Raw genomic sequence first — 26,023 nt, forward strand, 5'->3', positions numbered from 1 at the left:
TCTATGTGTTTAAATAATTATACACAACGAAGAATAATTTATAAAAAAAAAACAATATCATGAATGCAAATCTGGAATCACTCTATAAAATTGCCCAAAAACCATCACGAACTATTATCGGATTAATGTCTGGTACTTCATTGGATGGTTTGGATGTGGCTTTATGCGAAATTTCAGGTTCCGGTGAAAATACCGAAGTTCAATTGATTCAATTTGACACCGTTGATTATTCTGAAGAAGTAAAATCAGAGATCCGCAATGTATTTGCGAAACCCACTATTGATTTTCAGAATTTGGTTTTATTGAATGAATGGATCGGGATTCTTCATGCTAATATTATTCTGGATCGTTTGAACCATTGGAAAATTCCGGCTGAAAAAATTGATCTGGTAGCCTCACACGGACAAACTGTTTTTCATGCTCCGAAGATTTTGCATCAGCAGGAAAAATTTCCAAACGGTACTTTGCAAATTGGAGACGGAGATCATATTGCCGTAAAAACCGGCATTATAACCATTTCTGATTTTAGGCAAAAACATCTTGCAGCAGGTGGTGAAGGAGCGCCATTGGCCGTTTACGGAGATTATTTTTTATTTAGCAAAAAAGATGAAAACCGTATTATGCTCAATATGGGCGGTATCGCTAATTTTACGTATTTATCATCAAGCCATAATCCCGAAGAAGTTTTTGTGACCGATACAGGAACAGGAAATACCTTAATTGATGCTTTTACCCGACTTTATTTTCCTGAAAAATCGTATGATAAAGATGCCGAAATTGCGAAAAAAGGCAATGTAAATGCAACTCTTTTAAAAGCTTTAAAAGAAGATGAATTCTTTGCTAAACCTTTCCCTAAAACTACAGGTCCGGAACTTTTTAGTATTGACTATGTTCGAAAAGCGCAAACCCAAAGCAATACCCAAAATATTACTATCGAAGATTTACTCGCCACCTTAACCCGATTCAGCGCTGAAACAATCGCCGAAGCCATACATTCGGCCATAAATAATACAACGTATTCTCCCGAAAATTTCACTATATATATGTCAGGCGGAGGCGCGCATAATCCATTATTAGTGGGTTGGCTAAAAGAATTATTGCCTTGTACTTTTGAAAATACTGATGTTTTAGGAATTTCCGGCGATGCAAAAGAAGCCATATTATTTGCCATTTTAGCCAATGAAACCGTTTCCGGAGGCACTTCTGATTTTGGACCGAGAAAAAGGATTCCGTCAGTATCGATGGGAAAAATTTCTTTTCCGAATTAAAAAAACAATCACGATTTCTCTTTTTATATCATTAACGAAACCAAAAAAACAACCTCAACCAATGACAAAAGAACGTTTAATTTCACTAGATGTATTTAGAGGATTTACCATTTTATTGATGACCATTGTCAATAATCCGGGAAGCTGGGCCTTTATTTATCCGCCTTTAGAACATGCAGAATGGCATGGCTGTACTCCTACCGATTTAGTATTTCCTTTTTTTGTTTTTATAATGGGAACTGCGATTCCGTTTGCAATGCCGGTAAAACATTTTGATTCGGCTGTTTTTAATAAAATTATAGTTCGTTCGTTACGAATCTTCTGTTTAGGATTTTTTCTCGCTTTTTTCAGCCGATTCGAATTATTTGGTTTAGAAGGAATTCCGTTATTAATCCTAAGATTACTAATCACTTTTGCAGTAGCTTATGCCCTTTTAGGCAACTTTACTTTAAAAGTTAAAACCTATCTCGCAGTAGGGATTTTTGCCATACTAATATCCTTTGCCTACAGCGGAATCGAAGCTTTTGAAGACGTAAGAATTCCTGGAGTGCTGCAACGAATAGGAATTGTATATTTCTTTACTTCTATTTTATATTTAAAAACAAACCTAAAAACACAACTTGTAGTTGCCGCTTCGATTTTATTGATTTACTGGATTTTGATGGCTTTTGTTCCGGTTCCGGGATTTGGCCCTGCCAATTTCGACAAAGGAACTAATCTGGCTGCGTGGTTAGACAATTTACTTTTAAACGGACATTTATGGGCTTCTAGTAAAACCTGGGATCCTGAAGGAATCCTGAGCACTTTGCCAGCCATTGGTACAGGAATCATGGGAATGTTTATTGGGCAGATATTAAACCTGCAAATCGCCAAAATCGAAATTGTAAAAAAATTAGCCATCGCCGGAGTTTCTTTATTGATTCTGGGTCTACTCTGGAATACCTTTTTCCCAATAAACAAATCGCTTTGGACAAGTTCGTATGTTTTATACACGGCTGGAATCGCCACAATATGTTTGACGATATTATACTACATAATAGATGTTGCAAACTATACAAAATGGACAAAACTGTTTTTGATCTGGGGCGTAAATCCTATGATTGTATTTTTCTTTTCAGGAATAATCCCGAGAGCGTTGAGTGCTATTAAGGTTCAAAGTCCGGAAATAACGTCAGAAGAAATCAGTCTTCAAACTTCGATTTACAAATACGGAATTACAACCTGGTTCGAAAATCCATTGAATGCGTCGTTGGCTTATGCACTTATATATGCTGTTTTTTGGTCATGTATCTTATGGGTTTTCTATAAAAAGAAATTAATTTTTAAAGTGTAAAAAACGTTATTCATGCAAACACGAATTTCACGAATTAGCACGAATTTTTCATGAAAATGATTGTCCTAGCCCCGATAGAAGTGGAAATCCTTTTGTGCCGGGGTTCGGCACAAAAGATTGGAACGGATAGCGGGATTAGCTCCTAATTTTTATTAATAAAGACAACATGAGATTAAGCCAATTTATTTTTGGATTTCTTTTTATTACACTTATTTGTTTTTGTTCCATCGGAACATTTCATTGGTAGCCCAATAGATATGGCGTTTTTCACGTTCCGTAGGAAGGTCTGATTTTATAAATAATAATTGGTAAAAATAGATACAGATTACAATTTCTCAAACGTCCCAATGGGACGATGTTTCTCACGATGCATTTTTTTTCTACCGATGAGGTGTTCCGATGGAACACAATCTAACTTAATAACATTGCACATTTGGACGGGATATTTATATAAATTTTAATATTGATTATGAAGAAAAGCCCAAGCGGGGTGACATATTATCAATCTGAAGAAAATAGTACCTCTCGCTCCGTTAGAATTTTATTCAGGCAAAAAACTAAAACTTTCTCTTTTGATATGGCGTTCCTTCCCCATCTTCGCAATAACTTTTAAGACTTAACAGAAACATCGCCCAATTGTAATTGCACCATTGGTAAAACTCGGTTAACTCACGCCAATCAAAATGCTTTAGAACAACTGACGTTACTCCGTCTTTTTCTGTCAGGTCAAATGAAATTTTTGTACCAATCCATTCCGGGTCAGAATCCGTACATTCCCATAAGATCCTTTTGTTTGTATACAACTCTACTACCTTCATTTTTGTTGAATCATTATCTCCAAAATCAAACTCATTGATAAAACCAACTTCCGGTTTAACGATTAATTCTGTGGTCCATACCGCGCCAAGTCCTTCTTGCGTAGTAAGTGTTTTGTAAACCTCAGCAATAGGTGATTTGATGTAATTGATGTGCTCGATTTTTTCCATTTTCATGAATGTTTTGTTTTCGTAAATTCAAAGTTAACGAAATTTCTATTGCTCTGACAAACACTCTATTTTGAAAATAATAACATGTAATTGCCCTTTGTATATTTTAAAAGAGAATATTAATCTCAAGTTAAATTCAATAACCTATTGCGCTTTTTTCATAATTATGAGGATTAATTTAATTAACTTTAGATTAAATACACTACAATGACTTTGTAAAAGCAATTCTTTCAAGCCTAAATTTGTTTTTATAATGAGTCTTTTAAAATAAAATACTATGAAAATGACTGCAGAAATCACCTCTCCATACGATCAAAGTTTTATTAAAGAATTACCCTTGATTAGTAAAAATGAGATTGACCACATACTTAATACCGCTCAAAACTTATTTAACGATCAATCGAAGTGGATTCCGGCTTATAAAAGAATCGAAATATTAGAAAAAACAGCTTCGATTATGAATGACAGAATCGAGGAATTATTAGTCACTGCCATAAGCGAAGGCGGAAAACCTTATCAGGATTCTAAAGCTGAGGTACTTCGTGCAATAAAAGGTGTAAAATTGGCAGCAGAACACATTTCTCAAATAAAAGGAGAACAAATACCAATGGGACTTACAGAGGCTTCTTTAAACAGAATTGCTTTTACCTCAAAAGAACCTATAGGAATTGTGGCCGCCGTTAGTGCTTTTAACCACCCGTTAAATTTAGCAGTTCACCAAATCGTTACGGCCATTGCAGCCGGCTGTCCCGTAATTTTTAAACCCGCAACAGCGACTCCGTTGTCGAGTTTTGCTCTTGGCAATATTTTAAAAGAAGCAGGATTACCAGAAGGCTGGCTTCAAATAATTTTATGCGACAACGAAGCTGCCGAATTATTGGTCACAGATCCAAGAATTAATTTTTTCTCTTTTATTGGTTCGGCAAAAGTGGGATGGTCCTTAAAAAGTAAATTATCTCCGGGAACAAGATGTGCTTTAGAACATGGCGGAGCTGCTCCGGTTATTGTTGAAAGTGATGCTGATTTTACCGAAATGATTCCTGCTCTCGTAAAAGGAGGTTTTTATCATGCCGGACAAGTTTGCGTTTCGGTTCAGCGAGTTTATGTCAATCAGGAGATTTCTGAGCGTTTTATTGAAGAGTTTGCAGCTGCCACCAATAAACTAATTACAGGAAATCCGTTAGATCAAAAAACAGATGTTGGTCCGCTTATTACACCTAAAGAAGTCGATCGTGTCGAAGAATGGGTGAATGAAGCGATTGAAAAAGGAGCTCAATTAATAACCGGCGGAAAAAGAATTTCCGACACTTTCTTTGAGCCTACAGTTTTGGTTAATCCGTCAGAAGATTCGAAAGTTTCGACTACCGAAATTTTTGGACCCGTTGTATGTATTTATTCTTTTACAGACCGAGATGAAGCGATCAAAAGAGCCAATGCACTTGATGTTCATTTTCAGGCGGCGGTTTTTACAAAAAATGTTGATATCGCTTTAGATACCGTTAAAAAATTGAATGCTACTGCCGTTATGGTTAACGATCATACGGCATTTAGAGTCGATTGGATGCCATTTGGAGGAAGAGATTCTTCAGGTATTGGCATGGGCGGAATTTCATATGCCATAAACGAAATGACGAGAGAAAAACTAACCGTTTTTAAAAGTAAATTTCTATAATTTTTATTTACCCGATTTAATATGAAAATTTCATTTAAAACATAGATTATTTTTCTCGCAGATTTAGGAGATTTTTTTATGTTAAGGATTAAATTTTAAACAAGATCTGCTAAATCTGCGAGATCTGCGTGAAAAAATTTAAACACATAGAAACATAGATTTTATGTGCACCAAAAAGGAGACAAAAAGAAACACATTTCTTTCATTTCACATAGTCCCGATAGCTATCGGGATGTATTTTAAATAAGTGAAACGCCTTTTTTTAAGTAAACAATCCCGATAGCTATCGGGACTATGTGTTTAAAAACCATACGCAAAGGTTTCATAAATTGATGGTAAAAAATCTAAGCATCCGATTTAAATTTAAATAAAGAAAAAGTTTTAAAAATATGAACGCAAACCCTGCAGAACTAAACATTGAAACCACCAAAAAAATATTACCCATTATTTTGGCGACTTCGATCTTTATGCAAATGCTCGATTCTACTATTTTAAATACTTCGATAACGGCTATTGCCAAAGATCTGCACGAATCGCCGCTTGATATGCAGAATGCCATTATTAGCTATGTATTAACTCTTGCGCTTTTTATGCCGGTTAGTGGTTTTTTATCGGATAAATTTGGGACGAAGAAAGTATTTATTTTTGCTTTATTGTTGTTCAGTATCGGATCTTTGTTTTGTTCGCTTTCGCAGAATTTAAGCCATCTGATTTTTTCGCGTGTTATTCAGGGGATCGGAGGAAGTTTAATGACACCCGTAGGTAAATTGGCGCTCATTAGAACATTTCCTAAAAAAGAATTATTAAAAGCAATGAATTTTGCCATTATTCCAGCCTTGATAGGTCCTGTTTTAGGTCCTTTGGTTGGTGGTTATATGGTCGATTATTTATCGTGGCACTGGATTTTCCTGATCAATATTCCGTTTGGGATTATTGGTATTCTCTTAAGTCTTAAGTATATGCCTGACTATAAATCTCCCATAATCGATTTTGACTTAAAAGGTTTCCTGATTTTTGCTGCGGCTTCCCTCCTTTTGTCTATTTCTTTAGAATTATTTGGCAATACCGTTCGCGTAACACCGGTTTTATTGGTATTAATGTCCGGATTTTTAATGTTGTATTGGTATTATAAACATGCCGTGACAGACAACAATCCTCTTTTTCCATTGAATTTATTTAAGGTAAGAACTTTTCGCGTAGGCATAGTAGGTAATCTGGCGACGCGTTTGGGCTTTAGTTCTATTCCGTTGTTATTGCCTATGATGATTCAGATTGCATACGGACAATCGGCAGTAACTTCAGGATGGATTGTCGCCCCCATGGCTCTTACGGCGATGTTTGGAAAATCGGCTGTAATTAAGATTTTAAATAAATACGGTTATAGAAAAACCTTAATGGTGAATACTTTTATTATCGGGGTTTTAATTTGTGCCCTGGCTATTCCGTCAATTCATACTTCTTTCTATTGGTATATTCCCATTATTTCGGTGTTAGGATTCTTTAACTCCATTCAGTTTACTTCTATGAATTCTATTTCTATTGCCGATTTAAGGGTTTATCATACCAGTAGCGGAAATTCTTTAGTTTCTGTCAATCAGCAGCTCGCAATTGGTTTTGGAATTGCTTTTGGACTCTTGGTTCTTAAAATATTTCAGGGTGATATAAAACTCATTCATAATGAAATTCACAATGCATTTCGATATACATTTTTAGTGGTAGGTTTTCTAACTATTCTTTCCGGATTAGTTTTTAGAAGACTTCATGATAAAGATGGTGATAATTTAAAATCAGGAATTTAATCGCCTCTTTTTGTATGCATCACTATAAATCACTGATTATAATTTCATAAAAAAAACCTGTAAACATAATGTATACAGGCTTTTTTTCATATCTCTTTTTTCTTTCCTTCTATATATTTATCATTGAATAAATGATTGGGCTTCAGGTAGACAACATTCTTTTGAAAATCAAGAAAGGTGTTAAATCTCTTAAGAACTTCATTGCCCAAAATATGAACATTGATATCTTTTAATGGTTTGTTTGCCGTTGTTTGTTGAACAGGAACGTTTTTTAATTTATACTTTCCAATTTTCAGCATTTCCAAATTCGAAGTAATCACAGGAATTTCATTTCCCTGAGCGCCTTTCATGATTACTTTTTTTATGACTTCCATTTTCTCAGCAGGAAATTTTCCTTGTGCCATTAAATCATTGTCAAGCATTGCTGTTCTTTGATAACCGGTATCAAAAAGAAATACGTTTTTATTTACAACATTACTTTGTTTAATTTCACTTACTACTAATAGCAAATCTTCTATAAACTCCATATTAAGTTTTGTAAATTCTTTGTTTTTTTCAACATAATCAGGCAATATTGAATGTACGACCATTAAATTCTTATCGTAATTTAATTCAACAATCTTGTTTTTAAAGAGATCCCAACCAAACCTGCCATCTGTTCCGTGTCCAGTTAATTCTGCGTCATACACTTTTACTTTATAATTGTTAGTTCCAATTTTCAAATTGTATGGAGTATTATAAAGTTGTGTTGCCGATTTAATCTTATTTTTATTTTTAAGAACATTATATATCAAAATAAGCTCTGTTGTTCCTGTATCAAAGTTGAGAACCAGAGTATCTGTTTCATTAAAAACTGCTTCTACATATATTGTATTCTGCTCGTTAATTTTCATTGAAATACTATCGCGCATTACTTTTTCTTTTTGCGCAAAAGCATTGACAGATAGGAATATTAAAACAATAATTATTCTATTTTTCATACATAAAAAATGTGCCGTTGTTATTTTGTATTTAGTCTTTCAATTATTAAAGATGAAAAACTCCTAACACCTATTTTTATACTTTCTTCATCAACAGTAAAATTAGGGGCGTGATTCATTGCTACAATCCCTTTTTCACTATTTGACCCTCCCAATAAGAAATATACTCCAGGTATTTTTTGTTGAAAATAAGCAAAATCATCATTAAAATATGGAATTTGTCCAAAATCATTTACCACCAAATTATTCCCATAAATTTTATTTAGCGATTTTATGGCTTTTTTGGTCAGGTTTTCATCATTAATTACTGTTGGATTTTCTTGTACGAAAGATACTGAAATCACTTTTTGTGTGTATTTTTCTTTGGCCAGTAACTCTTCTATTTGAGGTATTATTTTTGGCAGATTCGATTTATTGGTTTCATACAAATAGGCTTCTAAAAAAAGTTCGCCGTTTTTTGAGTAGACATTAAATTGACCGTCGACAAAAAGATAATCTTTAAAAATTGTATTCTGATTGATTAATCCAATTTCAGGATCAACTATAGATTGTATTTCCCAGGGTTTAGTACAGGTTTGGACACGAGAAAGCAAACTTTGAATTTTCGCTGTAAGCGCTTTGGTTTCGTCTTTCGATAATTCATCTTTCAGTTTGATTCTGATTCGTTTTTGGTACGCAAACATTTCATTTGGTTTCACCATAATTTCCCCTACCGGCAATGCGCTTATATGTAAACCATAAATTTCTTCAGGATTTATTTTCGAAAATAAACCTTTGTCTATCATACCTTTTGCTCCGGCAAATGTTTCTTCTTCTGATTGAAATATAAAATAAATTGTTCCTTTTATTGATTGTTTGTTTTTCGAAAGTACTTCGGCTATTCCCAATGCAATTGCAAGATGTACGTCATGTCCGCAACCATGCTGTATTCCTTTTATTTTGGATTTAAAATCAACTTTGTCAGGAAAATCATTTGGCAAGGCATCCATATCCGCTCTCCATGCAATACTTTTCCCCTTTTTGTCTCCTTTCAGAATCCCTACAATACTATACCCGTGTACCTCCATTACAACTTCGATTCCTAAGTCTAACAAATATTGTTTTACGATTTCCTGAGTACGTTTTTCATTTCCTGCCAGTTCAGGATTCTCATGAAAATCTCTTCTAAGTTCTACCAGCTTGTCGTAAATTTTGTCAGTATCTGCCGAAATGCGTTTATGAGTTGCATTTTCGACAGATAGTTTTGACGGATTTTCTTTATCTATTTGTTCTAAGCTAAAGATAAATACCAGAATAAATATTGATAGAATAAGTTTCATATGTTTGAAGGTTGTTCTTTTAAAGACGTCATTAATAAGAAAAGGTTACAAGTTTTTAATCATTCTTTATTAAATAGCCTAAAAAGCTTTCAAATTTAGAACTCCTAACAATTTAAAAAAGACCTATTGGTGATCTTTAAGCCATTCTAAACGTCTCTGATCTGCAAGATGTTTCACAGAAAAATTTTCGAATTTGGCTTCAAATCCGTTTCCATCAGGGCAAGCTGCCATAAGTCCTACCATAACAGGAGTATTATCCTGCAGTGGAGCATTACGGGTCAGGATATAGTTTTTATCATCCAAAGAATAATAAATCTCTACAGCGTCTAATCTGCGCACCGCCTTGATCCATACAAAAGGAGGAACTTTGTCCAGTACATTCACACTCCAGTCGCTTTTTTCATGCGTTACAACCGTACTGATATTAAATTTACCGTCTACAAACTCAACGCCTGTTTTAATGTAATTTTTTTCATCTACACGAATCATAAGTCCCATTTGGTCGAAACGGGTTTTATAATTACCTGTTAGTTTTACTTTCGTTTCAAATTCACCTCCGTAAATACTGTAATAAAATGGGCCATCATCGACAGTAAAGCCATAATGAGAGATTCTCCAATAATCACTTTTTGGTGTTACCTGCATAATTAAGCTATTGTCTTTTATCTGCCATTTTTCAGGTTCATTAAACCAATGCATTTTTTCAAGACTCTGTGCTTTTATTTCCGTTAAGCTCAGTAAGAGGCCAATAGCTAATATAGTTTTTTTCATAAGTTTGTTATAGATTTGAAATGTTACCTTGTGGTTCCAAAATTATAAATTAATATTCTACATCAAATGGCTATAAATAACCATCAGGATACTGAAAATATTCGTGAGTTACTGGATATAAAACTGTTTTCTCAGCCGTTTTCAGGTTTTTCTCAGCCTAATATGCAACTCGACGATGGTAAAATGATCGCTACACTATACGCCAAACTAGAAAACACCATTAGCGTACTTAGCGATCTAAAAGAAAGAAAAAGTTATATTTATTCTGGCGGAGTCGCTCAGCAGTTGGGATTTGAGCCCACAAAAACAGCCATAAATTCTATTTGGGAAGATGAATTATTGAGCCGGGTTCATCCCGATGATCTTCAGAAAAAATACCGACTCGAATTTCAGTTTTTTAAGTTATTGAAATCTATTAGTTTAAATGAACGCCTTAATTATAATGTAATTACCAAACTAAGAATTAAAAACAACGACGGCAAATATCTTTTGATTAAACATCGGTTACTATACCTGAGCAGTACAGATGAAGGAAATGTTTCGCTGGTACTTTGCCTGTACAACATGGTTTATGATTATCCGGGATTTGATGTTCCTGACGGAGTGATTATTAATACCAGCACAGGCGTAATTTTAGATAGCGAACAAGGCCGTTTTGATGATTTGCTATCGATAAGAGAAGGAGAAATTATTCAGCTTATTAATTTAGGAATGCGAAGCAAAGAAATCGCCGATAAACTGTCCCTGAGCATACATACTGTGAATAGGCACCGTCAAAATATTTTTCAAAAACTCAATGTAAATAATGCCATGGAGGCCTGCAGAATTGCAAATGCCACGGGATTAATACCACGTTAGAATTTCGAAAAAAAAGAAGGGATAGCTTTTCAACTATCCCCTGCTTCACTAAAAACCAACAAATTAAATAATTAACATTTATTTTTAAATTAATTCCAGCCACCGCCAAGTGCGCGATACAAGTTTACAACCGCATGCAGTTTTTGACTTTGATCGTCAATTCCTCTTAATTGTGCGTTTAATAAATTTTGTTCGGCTGTCAATACATCAGTATAATTGGTGGTGGAATTGTTCAGTAATTCTTTATTAAATTCAACTGCTTTGAATAAAGCTTCTAATTGTTTTTTTCTTTTTTCTTCCTTTAAAGCGGCGTTATCATATTTAGATAAGGCATTCGAAACTTCTTCACTTGCTTTTAGCATCGAAAATTCAAAATTATAAAGGGCTTCTTTTTGTAATGATAATGCCGTCGCTAATCTTCCTTTATTGATTCCTTTATTGAAGATGGGCTGCGTAAGTCCTCCGGCAATATTACCAAAAAGTCCTCCGTTTGTAAACCAGTCTTTCAATCCAAAGCTAGAAAAACCGGCCGCTCCGCTGATGGTCAAAGCAGGATAAAAATAAGCTCTTGCCACATTCGTTTCTTCAAATGCCGCTCTAAAATTATATTCTGCTTGTTGTACATCTGGTCTGTTTGCCAAAAGCTGCATCGGAACTCCAATTTTAAGATCGTACGTTAGTGTTTGTTGTTCCAGATAACCACGTTCAATTTTGGTTGGAGATTTTGCCAGAAGTATACATAAAGCATTTTCAGTTTCGGTTATTTTTTGTTCAATATCCGGAATGGCTAATTCTGCTTCATAAAAGTTGGCTTCACTTTGCACCACTGCAACTCCATTAATAATAGAATTTTCGAAAAGAACCTTGATTGTTTCAGCATCGGTTTCTCTGTTTTTAGCTGTCTTTTTAAGTACTTTTAATTGCTCGTCGAGAATTAATAATTCATAATACGAATTGGCAATATTGGCGATCAATTGGGTTTGAACAGCACGTTTGGCAGCATCTGTAGCCAATAAATTTGCTAATGCGCTTTTCTTAGCGCTTTTTAATTTACCCCAAACATCAATTTCCCATCCGGCAATAATTCCTAAATCGTATTGTGTCGATTGATCGAAAAGTCCAAACCCTTGCGGGAAAGCCAATCTGGATTCTTTAACAGATAGATTTCCGTTTACCGAAGGCAGAAAAGCGGCTTTACTCAGCTTAACATTCACTGTTGCCTGATTAATGCGTTCCACCGCAATCTTTAAATCCAGGTTTGCAGCCAATCCATCCGAAATTAGCTTTTGCAATGCAAGATCTGTAAATAGTTCTGACCATTTCATGGTTGCAATATTTGTCGTGTCCTTACTTTCAGGATCACGATACGTTACTGATGCTGCGGGTTTTGTATAGGGTTTCGTGATCTTGCACGAACTCCATATACTGGCAACAATCAGTATAATGATGATTAATTTATGATTGTATTTCTTCATTATTATATGTTTATATTTTTTATTTATTTGAGTGAAATTAACCACAGAGTTCACAAAGCAGTAAAATCTTTTTAATCTATAGCTGGATTTAACCGCAGAGTTCGCAAAGGTTTACGCAAAGTTCGCAAAGCCTATTTGAGCTAAAAATTTCAAGGCAAAGCTGGTTCAAGGCAAAGCTTTGCGAACTTTGCATTTTTATAAAAACCATACAAGCAAAAAAACTTTGCGTTCTTTGCGGTAAAATAACCACAAAGCGATCCCCATGAACCTTTTAAACCTCTACTAATCAATTACTCTAGGCTCATGAACAGGCACTTTAACCCCTCCCACTTTTTCCTGCAACGACTGGAAAATGATAAACAAAACCGGAATTACAAAAACCCCGAATAACGTACCAATCAACATTCCACCAACGGCAGCTGTACCAATCGATCTGTTGCTTAAAGCTCCGGCACCAGTAGCAATCATTAGTGGAATCAATCCGAAGATAAAAGCAAACGATGTCATCAAAATTGGGCGTAATCTGGCTTTTGCCCCAAATATGGCCGACTGTACCAAACTTCTTCCGCTTAAGCGATGTAATAAGGCGAACTCTACAATAAGAATGGCATTTTTGGCCAAAAGACCAATTAGCATAATCAAACTGATCTGAAGGAAAATATTATTATCAACCCCAAACAAATTCGCAAATATAAAAGCTCCTGCAAGCCCGATTGGTAAGGATAACAATACCGAAAATGGCAGGATATAACTCTTGTATTGTGCACTTAATAAGAAGTAAATAAAGACCAGACAAAGTCCGAAGATTAAGGTGGTCTGACTTCCGCTTGACAATTCTTCTTTGGTTAAACCGGAAAACTCATAAGCATATCCTCTGTCTAAAGTTTGTGCTGCGACTTCTTCGATTGCTTTTATGGCATCGCCCGAGCTGTATCCGGCATTTGGCGTACCAGTAACCGAGGTTGAGGTAAACAGATTAAAACGGTTTATAAATTCCGGACCGTATGTTTTTTTCAAGGTTACAAATTCAGAAATTGGTGCCATTGCTCCTTTATCTGTTCGAACAAAAACTTTATTGATGTCACTTTCTTTGGCTCTGTAATCTGCATGCGATTGCAGCATTACTCTGTATTGTTTTCCGAATTTATTAATGTCCGAAGCGTAGATTCCGCCAAAATATCCCTGAAGTGTATTCAGAACGGTTTTTACGCTAACGCCGGCATCTTTACATTTTGCCACATTTACATTCACTTCCATTTCCGGAAACGTAATATTAAACGGATTGGTTGCGTACATAATCTCCGGTCGCTTATTGATTTCGGCCATAAACTTTGCGATGTTTTTATCAAAATCCTGATAGCTTCCTCCGGTTCGATCCTGCAATTGCACTTCGAATCCGTTGTTGTTTCCAAATCCCTGCAAAGTTGGCGCGGCAAAGAAAATGACACTTGCCCCTTTTATGTGAGCTGTCTTTTCGAACAACTTAGCCACAACTGAATTGACATCCTGATTTTTTCCTTTCCTGTCTTTCCACGGTTTTAATCGAATAAACAAAGCGCCGTAAGAACCTCCGTTTCCGTGAATTAAATCCATTCCTGATAATGTAGACGAAAGTTCAATTTCAGGAATACTTCTGGCAATACTGTCGACTTCTTTTGTAATTTTTTCAGTACGTTCCAGTGTCGAAGAGGCTGGTAAAACTACATTTCCGTAAATCGCGCCGCCATCTTCATTGGGTACAAAACCTGTAGGTGTAGTTTTGATTAAAGCATAAAATATCATCCCAAATACTGCTATAGCGACTAAGGATATCCATTTTCTACGAATCAGGAATCGAACTGCTCCAATATATTTATGGGTTAAGGCATCAAAAGCTACATTAAAACCAGCATAGAATTTTGGCAAAAACCCTTTATTGTGATTCGATTTTTCAGGATCGTGTGGTTTTAATAAAATAGCACAAAGCGCGGGACTTAAAGTCAAGGCATTCACAGCCGAAATTAAGATGGCTACAGCCAATGTCAGACCAAATTGTTTGTAAAACACTCCTGCTGAACCTGTAATAAAAGTTACCGGAACAAAAACCGCCGACATAATTAAGGTAATCGAAATAATTGCTCCACTAATCTCGCTCATGGCATGAATAGTCGCTTTCTTGGCCGATTTTGCACCCTGATCGAGTTTTGCATGAACGGCCTCGACGACCACAATCGCATCATCGACAACAATACCAATGGCAAGAACCAAAGCAAAAAGTGTCAATAAATTAATGGTAAAACCGAATAACTTCAGGAAAAAGAAAGTACCAATAATCGAAACCGGAACTGCAATTGCCGGTATTAGTGTGGATCTAAAATCTTGCAAAAAAACAAACACCACAATAAAAACCAGAATAAAAGCTTCGATAATCGTATAAATTACCTTCTCAATCGAAGCGTCCAGAAAGTCATTGGCATTTAAGAACGTATGATATTCTACTCCCGGCGGAAAATCTTTGGATGCTTTTTTTAGGATATCCTCGCAGGCAATAATTAATTCTCTGGCGTTCGATCCTGAAATCTGACTGATTTGTCCTCCCGAAGAAACTTTACCTTGTGTGATAAGAGATGAAGTATAATCTAAAGCGCCAAACTCAATATCGGCGACATCTTTCAATCGTAATAAACTTCCTTGTTTACCACTTCTTAAAACAATGTTTTCAAACTCTGCCGGATTTTCAAGTCGGCCTGTAAATTTTAAGGCATATTGAACCGATTCTTTACTATTTTCTCCAATTTTCCCCGGAGCAGCTTCGATGTTTTGTTCCTGCAATGCGGCAATAATATCATCCGGAACCAAACCCTGATTGGCCATTGCATCGGGTTTTAACCAAATACGCATCGAATATTCACGGCTGCTATAAATCTCGGCTCCACCCACACCTACAACACGTTTCAGTTCGGGCATAATGTTGATCCTTAAATAATTATCAAGGAATTTTTCGTCGTATTTCCCATCGTTGCTGTACAGCAAGAAACTCAAAGCTGTACTGCTCAATTGTTTGCTGGTAGTAATACCTGATTTAATAACTTCATTGGGCAATAAACTGGTCGCTTTCGTAACCCTGTTTTGCACATTTACGGCAGCCATATCAGGATTTGTTCCCTGTTTAAAAAATATGGTTATCGCTGCACTACCATTGCTGCTGGCAGTTGAGGTCATATAACTCATATTCTCAACACCGTTTATTTGTTCTTCGAGAGGAATAATTACACTTTTCAGAACCACATCGGCGCTGGCTCCCTGATAGGAAGCGTTTACCACAACTGTTGGCGGGGCAATTTCAGGATATTGTGATATGGGCAGAGAGGCTAATCCCAGCAATCCCAAAATCACTATGATGATCGATATTACGGTGGATAATACCGGATTTTCTATAAATTTTCTAAACATGATTTTTTATTTTTTTGAAGAAGAAATCGGTGCGATTTTTACTCCGTCTCTTAAATTTCCTATTCCTTCTGTAATGATGATATCTCCGGCTTTTACTCCTTCGGTTACTACATATTCTTTTTCGGTTGATTCGTTTCTTATTTTTATTTCAGTGTTGTGCACTACGTTTTGAGCGTCTACTGTAAAGACAAAAAAGCGGCTTTGCAATTCGAATACTGCTTTTTTAGGAACCAAAATGGCGGCTGTAAACTGTCTTGGAATCACAATTGTAGCACTTGCTCCACTCCAAAGTTTTCCTTGCGGATTTGGAAAAACGGCTTTGAAATTGGCAGATCCTGTACCTGCATTTAAAACTCCGCTTAAAGTCTGGATTTTTCCTTTTGAGGAATAGGTTTCTCCATCGGCAGTAACCAGAGAAACTTCGGGCATATTCCTGAATTTATCTTTTAATTGATTACCTGAAAATTGTCCCAAAAAAGAGTTTAACTGCTGCTGACTTAAAGAGAAATAAGCGTAAATATTTTTGGTATTGGCAACTGTAGTCAAAGGATCCGGTGCCGAACTGCTGACCAAACTTCCTATTTTAAAAGGTAAACTTCCCACAACTCCATTAATTGGGCTAACAATATTCGTGAACGCCAATTTCGATTTTGCCGAAGATAAATCAGCATTGGCCTGGCTTAATTCGGCTCGTTTTACGCGTTCTATATTTTTGGCTGAGGTTAATTCGTAGTTGTTTATAATTTTCTTTTCAGCTAAAGCCGATGTTCTTTTGGTTTGAATAACGGCTGTTTCCAGACTGGCTTCGGCGGCGAGAACTGCGGCTTTCTTGTTGTTTACTTCCTGCAAATAACTATTGGCATCGATTTTAAACAACGCTTGTCCTTTGGCTACAGCCGAACCTTCTTCTACATAAACCTGCTCTATATAACCGTCTACTTTTGAGCGTATTTCGACAGTTTGTTCCCCTTCTAAAGTGGTGGGATATTCTACCGAAACATCGGCTTTTTGAGCCTTTAGCGTAAGCGTTGGATATGATACCGGACTTTCTGTTTGTTCTGTTTTTTTAGTCTCGCATGAAACTATCGAAAGTGTTCCTATAAACAGGATTGCTGCTATTTTTTTCATTATTTTCTTTTATAAATCATTAAAGGAGAACCTGCTTCTCCCCACATTAGGGTTTTTACATATTTAATTAACTGGCTTGTGGCCAATACGAGGATTTCTTCGGGTAATGATGAATTGGCTTTAAGCACTACTTTTTGATTGATGAAAGACGAAAATTCTATTTTCCGTACTCTTTCGATCCATAAAAGATTGATGTGGTTTTCTGTTACAGCATACACAACTATTGATACATGAGGCGCTAGCAATGAACTAATTAGCACATAAGCCCAAAGCGGAACAATAGCATCATTTGAACAAGTGATTACGACATCTTTTCCTGTAAACTGCGTCCAGTTGATATTGGCCATTTCAGATCGAAAGGCTTTTTCCTGCAATAGAAAATCTTCTATTAGAAAAGGCACAATATCGAATAGTATAAAGTCATTTTCAACGGGTTTGTACGACCGTAAATCGAGGGTTTGTATGCCTGAAGCATCTATTTTATTTAGTATTTCCATATCTGGATGATTAAAAAATTGAGGTATTATTGTGTTTTAAGTTTTTGAATTTTGCTGATTTTTAGGCATAGATATCCCCTGCCCAATCTGAATACTATTTTTTTATAGTAGGTTGAGTAAGTAAATCTTTAATTAAAATTTTTTGAGATTTTTAAAATCTAGAGGATATACTATTTAAAAGTTTTCATCAGCACATTCCAGTACGGAACGATATAAACAGGCAAAATAATCCTATCATATGAACTAAGGGGAGGTGATCGTAATTCTAGTACCATAATTTTACAGTTTGTATTAATAAATGCTGTAACTCACAAGTTGGATTGCTTTTAGGATAATAATATCTCGCAATGAGCTTTGATAAGTAAGGCAAAATTAATAATTTTGCATAATAAAACAACTAAATACTTGTTTTATTAATTTATGACTACAAATAAGATTTTAATGTTGCTTAAAATGCGAGGTTCTCTTACGGCTCTCGAGATTGCGCATGAGCTTAAGATAACCAAGGAAGGTGTTCGACAACAGCTAGTTAAACTTGTCGAAGAAGAACTTATTCATCCTCAGGAAGAATCTAAAGGTGTGGGAAGACCTCAAAAAACGTTTAGCCTTACAGTAAACGGAAATGCTAAATTCCCCGATACTCATGCTGAACTGACCTTAAAACTAATTAATATTATTAGTTTGATGGGAAACAATATGCTCGATGATGTTATTAATGTTTATGAAGAAGTAGGGAAAAAGAAATATCACGAAGAAATTGATACTATCGATAATTTGGAACAAAAAATAGAAAAACTTGTCGAAATAAGAACAAGAGAAGGTTATATGGCCGAATACTCTAAGAATGACGAAGGTTTTCTTTTGGTCGAAAACCACTGCCCTATTTGTGCAGCTGCTACTATTTGTCAGGGCTTTTGTTCGTCTGAATTAAATACTTTCAGATCTGTATTGGGCAATGATGTTATGATCAATCGTATTAGCCATATTATTGCAGGAGAAAGAAGATGTGCGTATCAAATTACCTTGAATTAATTTCGCTTTTAAATAGACAAGACATTAAATAGAAAAAACCTGCAAAACATCAATTTTACAGGTTTTTTCAGTCAACGAATAAATATAATTAAATTCTAAAGTATTAAAAATCAATCTGGGTTTGCCAGTATTTTATACAACTCAGCATTCGAAATATAATACTGATTCTCGATACTAATTTGGGACAGTTTTGCACTTACCAGATTATTTTCTCTTGAATTGATTAAGAATATTGAGCTTTCGCCAAAGGAAAACAGTTTCTCCTCTGAGTTGAGCATCGTCACGTAATCTTTGACCAGATTATCAATAACATTTTTTTGCCTTTTTAATGAAGCAATTTCAGTTTGCTGTGCTTTGATTTTATTTTTAAGTTCAAGTCTTTGCTGATCGATATCAAACTTTAAATCCTGAATTTTAAGCTTCGCGAGTTTAAGTCCTCCGCGTTCTTTTCGCAGAAAAATTGGAATACTAAAATCGATATTAAACTTATAATCATCGGCATTAAAAGAATTAAAATAAGAAGGTTCAGAAATATAATTGTAACCCACATTCAGCTTTGGCAATAATGAATTTGCTTTGAGTTGTCTGTTGATTTCGAGCATAGACATTTTAGTTTCCAGAGCCTGAATTTTAGGATGCGCTTCAAATGTTTCTGAGTTGACCATCATCGCTGAGGTTTTCAAGGTGCCCTCGAGTGTCTGAATTAAATTCTGCTCTGGTTTTACATTCTCTTCTAACTCCACCGGAACACTTTCGATCCATAAATAATTAGACAGATTCAGTTTGGCTTTGGCCAGTTTCAGGTTTCCGTTTTCTACATTCAGTTCCCTGTTTCTTACTGTAATTCCGGCTTCGACACTGTCTATTGCAGGAGAATCTCCCAATTCTATCAGTTTTTTTACTCCGGCAAAACGAGTACTGGCAAAACCCAGATAACTTTTATAAAGTTCAGCTTCGTTGTAACTTTTTCTCCATTCAAAATATGCTTCACTGGCTTTGTACAAAACCTCGATGGCTCTCAATTTTCGTTGTGCATCGCTTAGTTTTAACTGCAATTTTCCTTCGCGAACATCAGCCATCCTCTGGTTGATAAACATTCCCTGACCCAAAGCTACGCTAATTCCTAATGAAGTTAATCCGGCTTCGGGCGTACGATTTTGTGGATTGTAATATTGCCCGTTTGTATCATCAAAACCGGCTTTGATTTCGACACCGTACCAGGTTGGAATTTTGAAACTGCTGTTTAATAAAGAATAATATTCGGTTCCTTTAAATTCTTTTTTATTGTAATCTACTTCAATTTTTGGATCAAATCCTCCGCGCGCCACCATAAGCATTGCTTGAGCGCTGCTCACTTCTAGGTTGGCTTGTTTTACCAGCGGATGGTATTTTTTTACATATCCTAAAAACTCGCTATAACTTAATTCTTCTTTATTAAAATCCTGACTGTAACCCGTAACAATGCTAAATAAGAATAAAAAAGAAAATAATTTTATAGCAGTTCTCCTTTTATTTTTTGTCCTTTCCATTTGCTGCTTTTTCATCTGACTTATAATAATTTGGCGGAAAACCATTTAGGTTACGCCATATTTCGTACCATACCGAAACGGTTTCTAACAATGCTATACTTTGTGCACCGGCACCTATACTAAGTTCTTTTGGCCATTTCTCTTCTTTATTTCCATCGGGAGCGATTAGTACCCTGTATTTTCCGTTGGCACTAATAAAATTTTCGATAGCCACAATTTTACCTCCAAAAGTTCCGTAAGACAATCCCGGCCATCCTGAAAATACAATTCTTGGCCAACCGTCAAACCAAACACGTACATTTGCACCACGGTGTACCAACGGAAGATCGATAGGATCTACATACGTTTCTACCGCAATATCATAACTCGCAGGCATTATGCTTACAATTGGAGTTCCTTCTTTTATGGTTTCTCCAAGACCGGTTAGTAAAGCACGGTTTACATATCCGCTTTGAGGCGCTGTGATATAGTACATTCCGTTTCTTATGCTATAATTCGCATATTGATTCTCCAGCTTATTTACCTGAGCTTCTGTATCATATTGTGTGCTTAAAGCGGTAAACTTATCACTTCTTGATTTTGATATTTTTTCTGCATATTCAGCCTTAATTCTACTAATCTCTACCTGAGCATTTATGAACTCATTTTTACTGCTTAGCAATTTATTTTGCTGCGTAATGATATAAGCTTCAGATTCCTGCAATTTCAGCCGTTTTTGCTCTACATCGGTCATTGGTTTTAAACCTTCTTTATTAAGGGCAGTAGAACGATTAAACTGTGTCTGAGCGATTCTTAACTGTGTTTTTACCGCTTCAAGATCCATACTGTCACTTTTTATTTTCAGCAGGGACTGTTTTATTTTATTTTGTGCTTGTTGCAGTTTTAGTTCTCTTTCGGTATTAAGCGATTTTGCCTGATCATTAAGCGAAGTCACTTTATCGCCATAAGATTCTACCGCCATTTTTTTAGCATCGACCTGGTCTTTGGTATTTCCAACCAAATTTGGATCTAAGTAATCTTCTTTGGTTTCTGAAATAAAAAGAATCGTATCTCCTTTTTTTACATAATCGCCTTCTTTTACAAACCATTTCTCTACTCTACCGGCAATGGCATTATGAACCGTTTGTGGTCTTTGATCCGGTTTTAAGGTAGTTACTGATCCGCTTCCTGAAATGTTTTGTGTCCAGGGAAGGAACAAACACGCTAGTCCGAACAATAAAAAACCTATGATAACTCTGTTTAAAATTTTATAATGAGGTCTGCGGGCAACGCTGGTTATCGAAGCGTATTTTCCCGGAGTAATAAGTACGTTATTATCTTTAGATAAATTGAGCATGATTAAAGCTTTATGTCGTTAATAATTTTTCCATCATCAATCGTGATCATACGGTCGCATTTATTCTTCCAAATATCATTTTTAGAAGTTAAAATTACCGTCCAGTTATTTTCTTCAGAAAGTAAAAAATCAACTATTTTGCCCGAAGTCAATTCGTCCATTTTATCAACGGGATCTTCGAGGAATAATATATTCGGTTTGTTTACAATGCTTCGTGCCAAAAGAATTTTTTGAACATCTGAAGCCGAAAGTTCGCGCCCGCCCGGATGAATCTGATTCTCAAGTCCGTTAGGAAAAGTTTTAATGTATGGTGTAAGGCAGACATTGTCTAAAGCCCATTTTAGCTCATCATTATCAATGGTTTCGTTACCAAAAAGAATATTCTCCCTAATGGTTCCGGCAAAAAGCGTATCGCCCTGCAAAAATGTACCTGCCTGCGCTCTGTACGTATTTTCATCCAGACGGTTCATATAATTATCTGTGATGTACATGGTACCGCTTTCGGGTTCGAGTAAACCTGAAAGTAAGCGTAATAAAGTACTTTTTCCGGCTCCGTTTGGCCCTCTTAAAATGATTTTTTCTCCCTGAGATATTTTCAGGTTGATGTTTTTAAGGGATTTTTTGTTGTGATCGGGATAGTTGTAAGCAACACTTTCGGTTTCGATATTGATGCCGGTGTCGCTTACCGCTGAGGTTTGCGGAATACCAGAAATCTCCATATCAGTAACCTGACCAATTTTTTCGACAGAAGTCAGTACATCATAAAATGATTCTAACCCAAAGATGATTTTTTCGACCGAATTGATCAGCAATACAATCACAATTTCAGCTGCCACAAACTGCCCAATATTCATTTGATGGTGAATTACCAGAAAACCACCAATCGACAAAAGGGCAGCCGTAACAATAACTTTAAAAATAGTCAGCTGAATATATTGTTTTTTCATGACCTGAAAATGCTTCTCGCGATAATTGATATATTCGCTCACATAACCGTCGTTTCTGTTTAATGCATATTCGAAACCGCCTTTTCTTCGAAAACTTTCACGATTGCGCGCAATTTCCTGAATCCAGGCTGCTACTTTATATTTAAACTTAGATTCATTCAAACTGGTTTCTAAACCGTCTTTGTACGAAAATTTAAAAATGATATAAAGAATAACAATAAACAAAAGCCCAATTACAGTAAAAAAGGAATGGTACAAAACCAGTAATATAATACCAAAACCTACCTGCAGAAAGGCGGCACAAAAATCCAGTAAAAGTTTTGCAGTTCCTTTTTGAACCATAAGCGTATCAAAAAAACGATTGGCTTTTTCGGGAGCATATTCTGAATACATTTCTTTAAATTTAATTAAAGGCATTCTGTAAGCAAATTCAAATGAAGATCGTACAAAAATTCGCTGTTGCAGATTTTCTACTATTCGGAGTTGTAATATGATCAGCACTCCGCCAAAACCAACTCCAACGGTTACCAGAAACACAAGCACAACCCAAGAAACACTTAATTGTCCGCTCTGAATAAAATTAATAATAGCCTGAATCCCTAAAGGCAGTGAAAGATTTACGAGACCCGCAAAAGCGGCGTAAAATATAATTTGATATACGTCGCGCTTATCAAGTGCGAGTAAATTATAAAAACGTTTTAATGGTGTCATGAATTTATATATAAATACAAGATTAATAGATAGACATTAACATACGGTAAATACCATATTAAGGTTGGTAGATTTTCATTTAAATCTACAAAAAAAAAGTGAAATATTTACACAATCATCTCAGGTGGAGGCAAATAAATCTTGCCATGAAATGCAAATAAAAAAAGTGGATTGTCTATGTAGTTTTTCCTTTTAGATCCGTTTTTGAAATATAAACCCGCTATATCTGCATCGTGAGGAACCAGATAATCTAATAAAACAATGCCTTTTGCCAATTTAGTTGTTTTGGCATCTTTGGTTTCATAATCGTCCAGTTCTTCGGGAATTCCGTCGCATTTGAATATTTTTTTCAGGAAATTGCAGGTCATTCCTTTTACGGAATTTACCTGAGCATTATCATTTATAATTTGGCTGAAATTATCAGACAAATTGATACTGCTCATTAAAAAATAGCCGATTAGCAACGCCTGTAGGCATTTGCATAAAAAACTATTTTTTATTTTATTCAGCATTTCTAAAAGTTATATTATTTGCAGCAATTAGATTGAAAAAAGGGCTATTTCAAATCCATTATTTCTTTAGAAAATAGCCCGTTTTTAAAATATTTTTTCTCAAAAAAAGTACAAGCGTGCAAGTTAAATCTAAATTTTCGCTGCCACATTAGAATAACATTAGAATTTCAGACCGCACACATAAACCACTTACTGCAAGACATTTAAAAAATAATCACTTTATTTATTCCTTTACTTTTTTTGAAGATTCATTTATTTATAAAAAAAAAGAGACAGTTTTATTGTAAACTGTCTCTTAAAATTTTTAAAACAAAACGAATACTATTTTTTAGATAAAGCCTCCATAATCTTAGTATAAATTTCGGTGTTTTGATATACGCCCATAAAATTCTCTGCGCCTGGCCCGTAAGCAAAAACCGGAACCGGAACTGCGGTATGATCGTTTGTACTAAAACTTCCGTGTACATATCCTTTTTCGATACTTCCGTCAATTAATGAAAGTCCGCCCGTTTCGTGATCGGCTGTAACGATTAATAAAGTTTCCGGATTTTTATCTACAAATTCCATTGCCTGTCCTACTACTTTATCAAAATCAAGCATTTCGCGAACTACATATTCTACATTATTTTGGTGTCCGCCGTAATCGATTTGCGCTCCTTCGGCCATGATAAAAAACGGATTTTTTGTTTTGGCAAAAGTTGAGGTTGCTTTCACTAAAGATTTAGATAAAAAATCCCCTCTTCCGTTTTTCATAGACACTACCGAAGCGTCATCCAAAACAATAAATTTGAAGTTTTTGATGGTATCCAAAGAGCTGAATTTATCCGAAAAAGTATAGCCTTTTTGCATCAATAGCTTCGAAAGATCTTTACCATCTTTTCGCGATGTAAATTCTTTTGGCCCTCCTCCTATCAAAATATCGGACGGATTTGCTAAAAAATCTTCGGCAATTGGCTGGCTGTAACTTCTCTCTGGTTGATGTGCGTAAAAACACGCCGGAGTAGCATCGGTAATATTTCCGGCTGAGATAATGGCCGTTTTATAATTTTTCTTCGCCAATTGTTGGGTGATTAATTCTAATGGTTTTCCGTTTTCATCGACACTAATAAAACGATTATTGGTTTTATGTCCCGTTGCCATTGCCGTTGCTCCGGCAGCCGAATCTGTAATATAACTATCTGAAGATTTGGTGATCGAAAATCCCTGAGTTGGAATATTAAACAAACTCAACTGCCCTTTATTGGCCGTGTAACCGGAGTAAATCTGCGTTAAACCCATTCCGTCACCAATTAAAAGAATGACATTTTTCGCTTTCTTTTTGGCGAAAGCCGAAGCATTTTTAGGAACATACGCCTGATGAAATTCGGTATTTTGATAAAATGTAGATTTGATATTGTTGATAAAATGCGTCAGTTCCGGAACATTATCAGTACCAATAAAATCAACTTTTAGGTTCATCAGCGTCATCCACGTATTTACATTATCCTGAGTGGCCCAGAATCTTATTTTTTTATTTTGATCGTGTACTTTTTTTATGATGGATTGTACCTTTTCGGCATCGGCCTGAGTCATTACGCCTTTCCCATTCCAAATCGTAATTTCTTTTAAATCCTCGCTGATCATTTCTACGCGTGACAATTGTTCCGAAGTATAATTTTCGTTGAGTCTTCCGTCGAAATAAATAAAATCAGGATAGTCTTTCCATGTTGTTGGCGAAGGTCGGTTTCCTGAAATTACCACTTTTAGATTTTTGTTCGAAATTAAATCAGGATAGCTTTTAATTTGTTGGGCGATTAATTTTAAAGTTGCTTCGGCTTCTGTTTTAATATCAATCATTAAAATCAAAGGTTTATTACTCGGATATGCTTTTCCGCCAAGACTTTTTAATTTATTAGAAAGCGGATCTAAATATTGACTTTTAAGGGTATTCTGTGCGTTAATTTCCTTAGAGGTATGCGCCACAAAAAGTTCATTATTCACAATAAAAACATCGGCTTCGATAACACCGGTTTCATTGGAATAAGCTTCGTAAAAAGGAAGTTTACTCGCATAATCATTATGAGAATGAATGTTGGATGAGCTGTATTCCTGCGCTTGTGCAAACACAAAGAATTGGAGGCAAAAAAGGGTGATTATTTTTTTCATTGGAAAAATTGGGTTTGTTTATTTTTTTTAAGTTGTAGGTGACTTTATTTATTATATTATTTTTTTTAGGAGCTAATCCCGCTATCCGTTTCAATCTTTTGTGGCGAACCCCGCCACAAAAGGATTTCCACTTCTATCGGGGCTAAAGCACTCGTTTTCATAACAATATTTTCGTATAGTTTGTCATTTCGAGGAACGAGAAATCTTCGCAAGTAACTCGACAAAGATTGTGGCATTTCTAGTGTAATTTACTTCTTCTATTTGCTATCGCTTTAGTCTCCTTTCGGTCGAAA

Annotated in this window: 19 protein-coding genes; 6 read left to right on the plus strand and 13 right to left on the minus strand. The window is 35.6% G+C overall.

Going from position 1 to position 26,023, the window contains the following annotated elements; all coding sequences use genetic code 11:
• Positions 1–59 precede the first annotated feature (59 nt).
• Together LNP81_RS25765 and LNP81_RS25770 are read left to right on the plus strand one after the other, a co-directional pair.
• Positions 60–1,268: an anhydro-N-acetylmuramic acid kinase gene (locus LNP81_RS25765; protein WP_230040352.1), complete on the plus strand. Its 1,209-nt coding sequence runs from the start codon at positions 60–62 to the stop codon at positions 1,266–1,268.
• 61 nt (positions 1,269–1,329) lie between these two features.
• The gene (locus LNP81_RS25770; RefSeq protein WP_230040354.1) at positions 1,330–2,601 is read left to right on the plus strand and encodes an acyltransferase family protein; all 1,272 of its coding nucleotides are present in this window, start codon (positions 1,330–1,332) and stop codon (positions 2,599–2,601) included.
• Positions 2,602–3,158: 557 nt separating this feature from the next.
• Here LNP81_RS25770 and LNP81_RS25775 read toward each other — a convergent pair.
• Positions 3,159–3,593, minus strand: a complete 435-nt coding sequence (locus tag LNP81_RS25775; protein ID WP_230040355.1) for an SRPBCC family protein — start codon at positions 3,591–3,593, stop codon at positions 3,159–3,161.
• Between the two features lie 271 nt (positions 3,594–3,864).
• Here LNP81_RS25775 and LNP81_RS25780 point away from each other — a divergent pair, with 271 nt between their 5' ends.
• On the plus strand, positions 3,865–5,259 hold the full coding sequence (locus LNP81_RS25780) for an aldehyde dehydrogenase family protein (protein WP_230040356.1): 1,395 nt from the start codon (positions 3,865–3,867) through the stop codon (positions 5,257–5,259).
• A 389-nt stretch (positions 5,260–5,648) separates the two neighbouring features.
• A complete protein-coding gene (locus tag LNP81_RS25785) occupies positions 5,649–7,058 on the plus strand; it encodes an MFS transporter (RefSeq protein ID WP_230040357.1) in 1,410 nt (469 codons plus the stop codon).
• A gap of 86 nt (positions 7,059–7,144) precedes the next feature.
• Here LNP81_RS25785 and LNP81_RS25790 read toward each other — a convergent pair whose 3' ends face one another.
• The 3 genes from LNP81_RS25790 to LNP81_RS25800 form a co-directional block, all read right to left on the minus strand.
• Positions 7,145–8,038, minus strand: coding sequence for a retroviral-like aspartic protease family protein (locus LNP81_RS25790; RefSeq protein WP_230040358.1), 894 nt, complete (start codon positions 8,036–8,038; stop codon positions 7,145–7,147).
• Between the two features lie 20 nt (positions 8,039–8,058).
• Positions 8,059–9,357 (minus strand): M20 metallopeptidase family protein, encoded by a 1,299-nt coding sequence (locus LNP81_RS25795; protein WP_230040359.1) that lies wholly within the window; start codon positions 9,355–9,357, stop codon positions 8,059–8,061.
• Positions 9,358–9,480: 123 nt separating this feature from the next.
• Positions 9,481–10,128, minus strand: coding sequence for a DUF1349 domain-containing protein (locus tag LNP81_RS25800; protein WP_230040360.1), 648 nt, complete (start codon positions 10,126–10,128; stop codon positions 9,481–9,483).
• A gap of 66 nt (positions 10,129–10,194) precedes the next feature.
• On the opposite strand from LNP81_RS25800, the gene LNP81_RS25805 reads away from it, so the two are divergent.
• Positions 10,195–10,986: a response regulator transcription factor gene (locus LNP81_RS25805; protein ID WP_230040362.1), complete on the plus strand. Its 792-nt coding sequence runs from the start codon at positions 10,195–10,197 to the stop codon at positions 10,984–10,986.
• Positions 10,987–11,075: 89 nt separating this feature from the next.
• Here the strand turns inward: LNP81_RS25805 and LNP81_RS25810 are convergent, their stop codons facing one another.
• The 4 genes from LNP81_RS25810 to LNP81_RS25825 form a co-directional block, all read right to left on the minus strand.
• The gene (locus tag LNP81_RS25810) at positions 11,076–12,461 is read right to left on the minus strand and encodes a TolC family protein (protein WP_230040364.1); all 1,386 of its coding nucleotides are present in this window, start codon (positions 12,459–12,461) and stop codon (positions 11,076–11,078) included.
• Between the two features lie 282 nt (positions 12,462–12,743).
• Positions 12,744–15,893 carry an efflux RND transporter permease subunit gene (locus tag LNP81_RS25815; protein ID WP_230040366.1) on the minus strand — a complete coding sequence of 1,050 codons (3,150 nt, stop codon included), beginning with the start codon at positions 15,891–15,893 and terminating at the stop codon, positions 12,744–12,746.
• A 6-nt stretch (positions 15,894–15,899) separates the two neighbouring features.
• Complete coding sequence (locus LNP81_RS25820; protein ID WP_230040368.1) at positions 15,900–17,021, minus strand: efflux RND transporter periplasmic adaptor subunit; 1,122 nt, start codon at positions 17,019–17,021, stop codon at positions 15,900–15,902.
• On the minus strand, positions 17,021–17,518 hold the full coding sequence (locus LNP81_RS25825) for a DUF2480 family protein (RefSeq protein ID WP_230040370.1): 498 nt from the start codon (positions 17,516–17,518) through the stop codon (positions 17,021–17,023). Before LNP81_RS25825 ends, LNP81_RS25820 begins: the two co-directional genes overlap by 1 nt.
• Before the next feature lie 420 nt (positions 17,519–17,938).
• On the opposite strand from LNP81_RS25825, the gene LNP81_RS25830 reads away from it, so the two are divergent.
• Positions 17,939–18,550 (plus strand): helix-turn-helix transcriptional regulator, encoded by a 612-nt coding sequence (locus LNP81_RS25830; protein ID WP_230040372.1) that lies wholly within the window; start codon positions 17,939–17,941, stop codon positions 18,548–18,550.
• 110 nt (positions 18,551–18,660) lie between these two features.
• Here LNP81_RS25830 and LNP81_RS25835 read toward each other — a convergent pair whose 3' ends face one another.
• The 5 genes from LNP81_RS25835 to LNP81_RS25855 all read right to left on the minus strand — a co-directional run bounded on the left by LNP81_RS25835 (position 18,661) and on the right by LNP81_RS25855 (position 25,730).
• Positions 18,661–20,079, minus strand: coding sequence for a TolC family protein (locus LNP81_RS25835; protein ID WP_230040374.1), 1,419 nt, complete (start codon positions 20,077–20,079; stop codon positions 18,661–18,663).
• The gene (locus LNP81_RS25840; protein ID WP_230040376.1) at positions 20,060–21,415 is read right to left on the minus strand and encodes an HlyD family secretion protein; all 1,356 of its coding nucleotides are present in this window, start codon (positions 21,413–21,415) and stop codon (positions 20,060–20,062) included. The genes LNP81_RS25835 and LNP81_RS25840 overlap by 20 nt, the downstream gene beginning before the upstream one ends.
• A gap of 2 nt (positions 21,416–21,417) precedes the next feature.
• Complete coding sequence (locus LNP81_RS25845; protein WP_230040378.1) at positions 21,418–23,073, minus strand: peptidase domain-containing ABC transporter; 1,656 nt, start codon at positions 23,071–23,073, stop codon at positions 21,418–21,420.
• A gap of 107 nt (positions 23,074–23,180) precedes the next feature.
• A complete protein-coding gene (locus tag LNP81_RS25850) occupies positions 23,181–23,516 on the minus strand; it encodes a hypothetical protein (RefSeq protein WP_230040380.1) in 336 nt (111 codons plus the stop codon).
• Positions 23,517–23,906: 390 nt separating this feature from the next.
• Positions 23,907–25,730 carry an alkaline phosphatase gene (locus tag LNP81_RS25855; RefSeq protein WP_230040382.1) on the minus strand — a complete coding sequence of 608 codons (1,824 nt, stop codon included), beginning with the start codon at positions 25,728–25,730 and terminating at the stop codon, positions 23,907–23,909.
• Positions 25,731–26,023: the final 293 nt, after the last annotated feature.

Origin of the sequence: Flavobacterium piscisymbiosum (genome assembly GCF_020905295.1) — a bacterium.
In the GTDB taxonomy this organism is placed as follows: domain Bacteria; phylum Bacteroidota; class Bacteroidia; order Flavobacteriales; family Flavobacteriaceae; genus Flavobacterium; species Flavobacterium piscisymbiosum.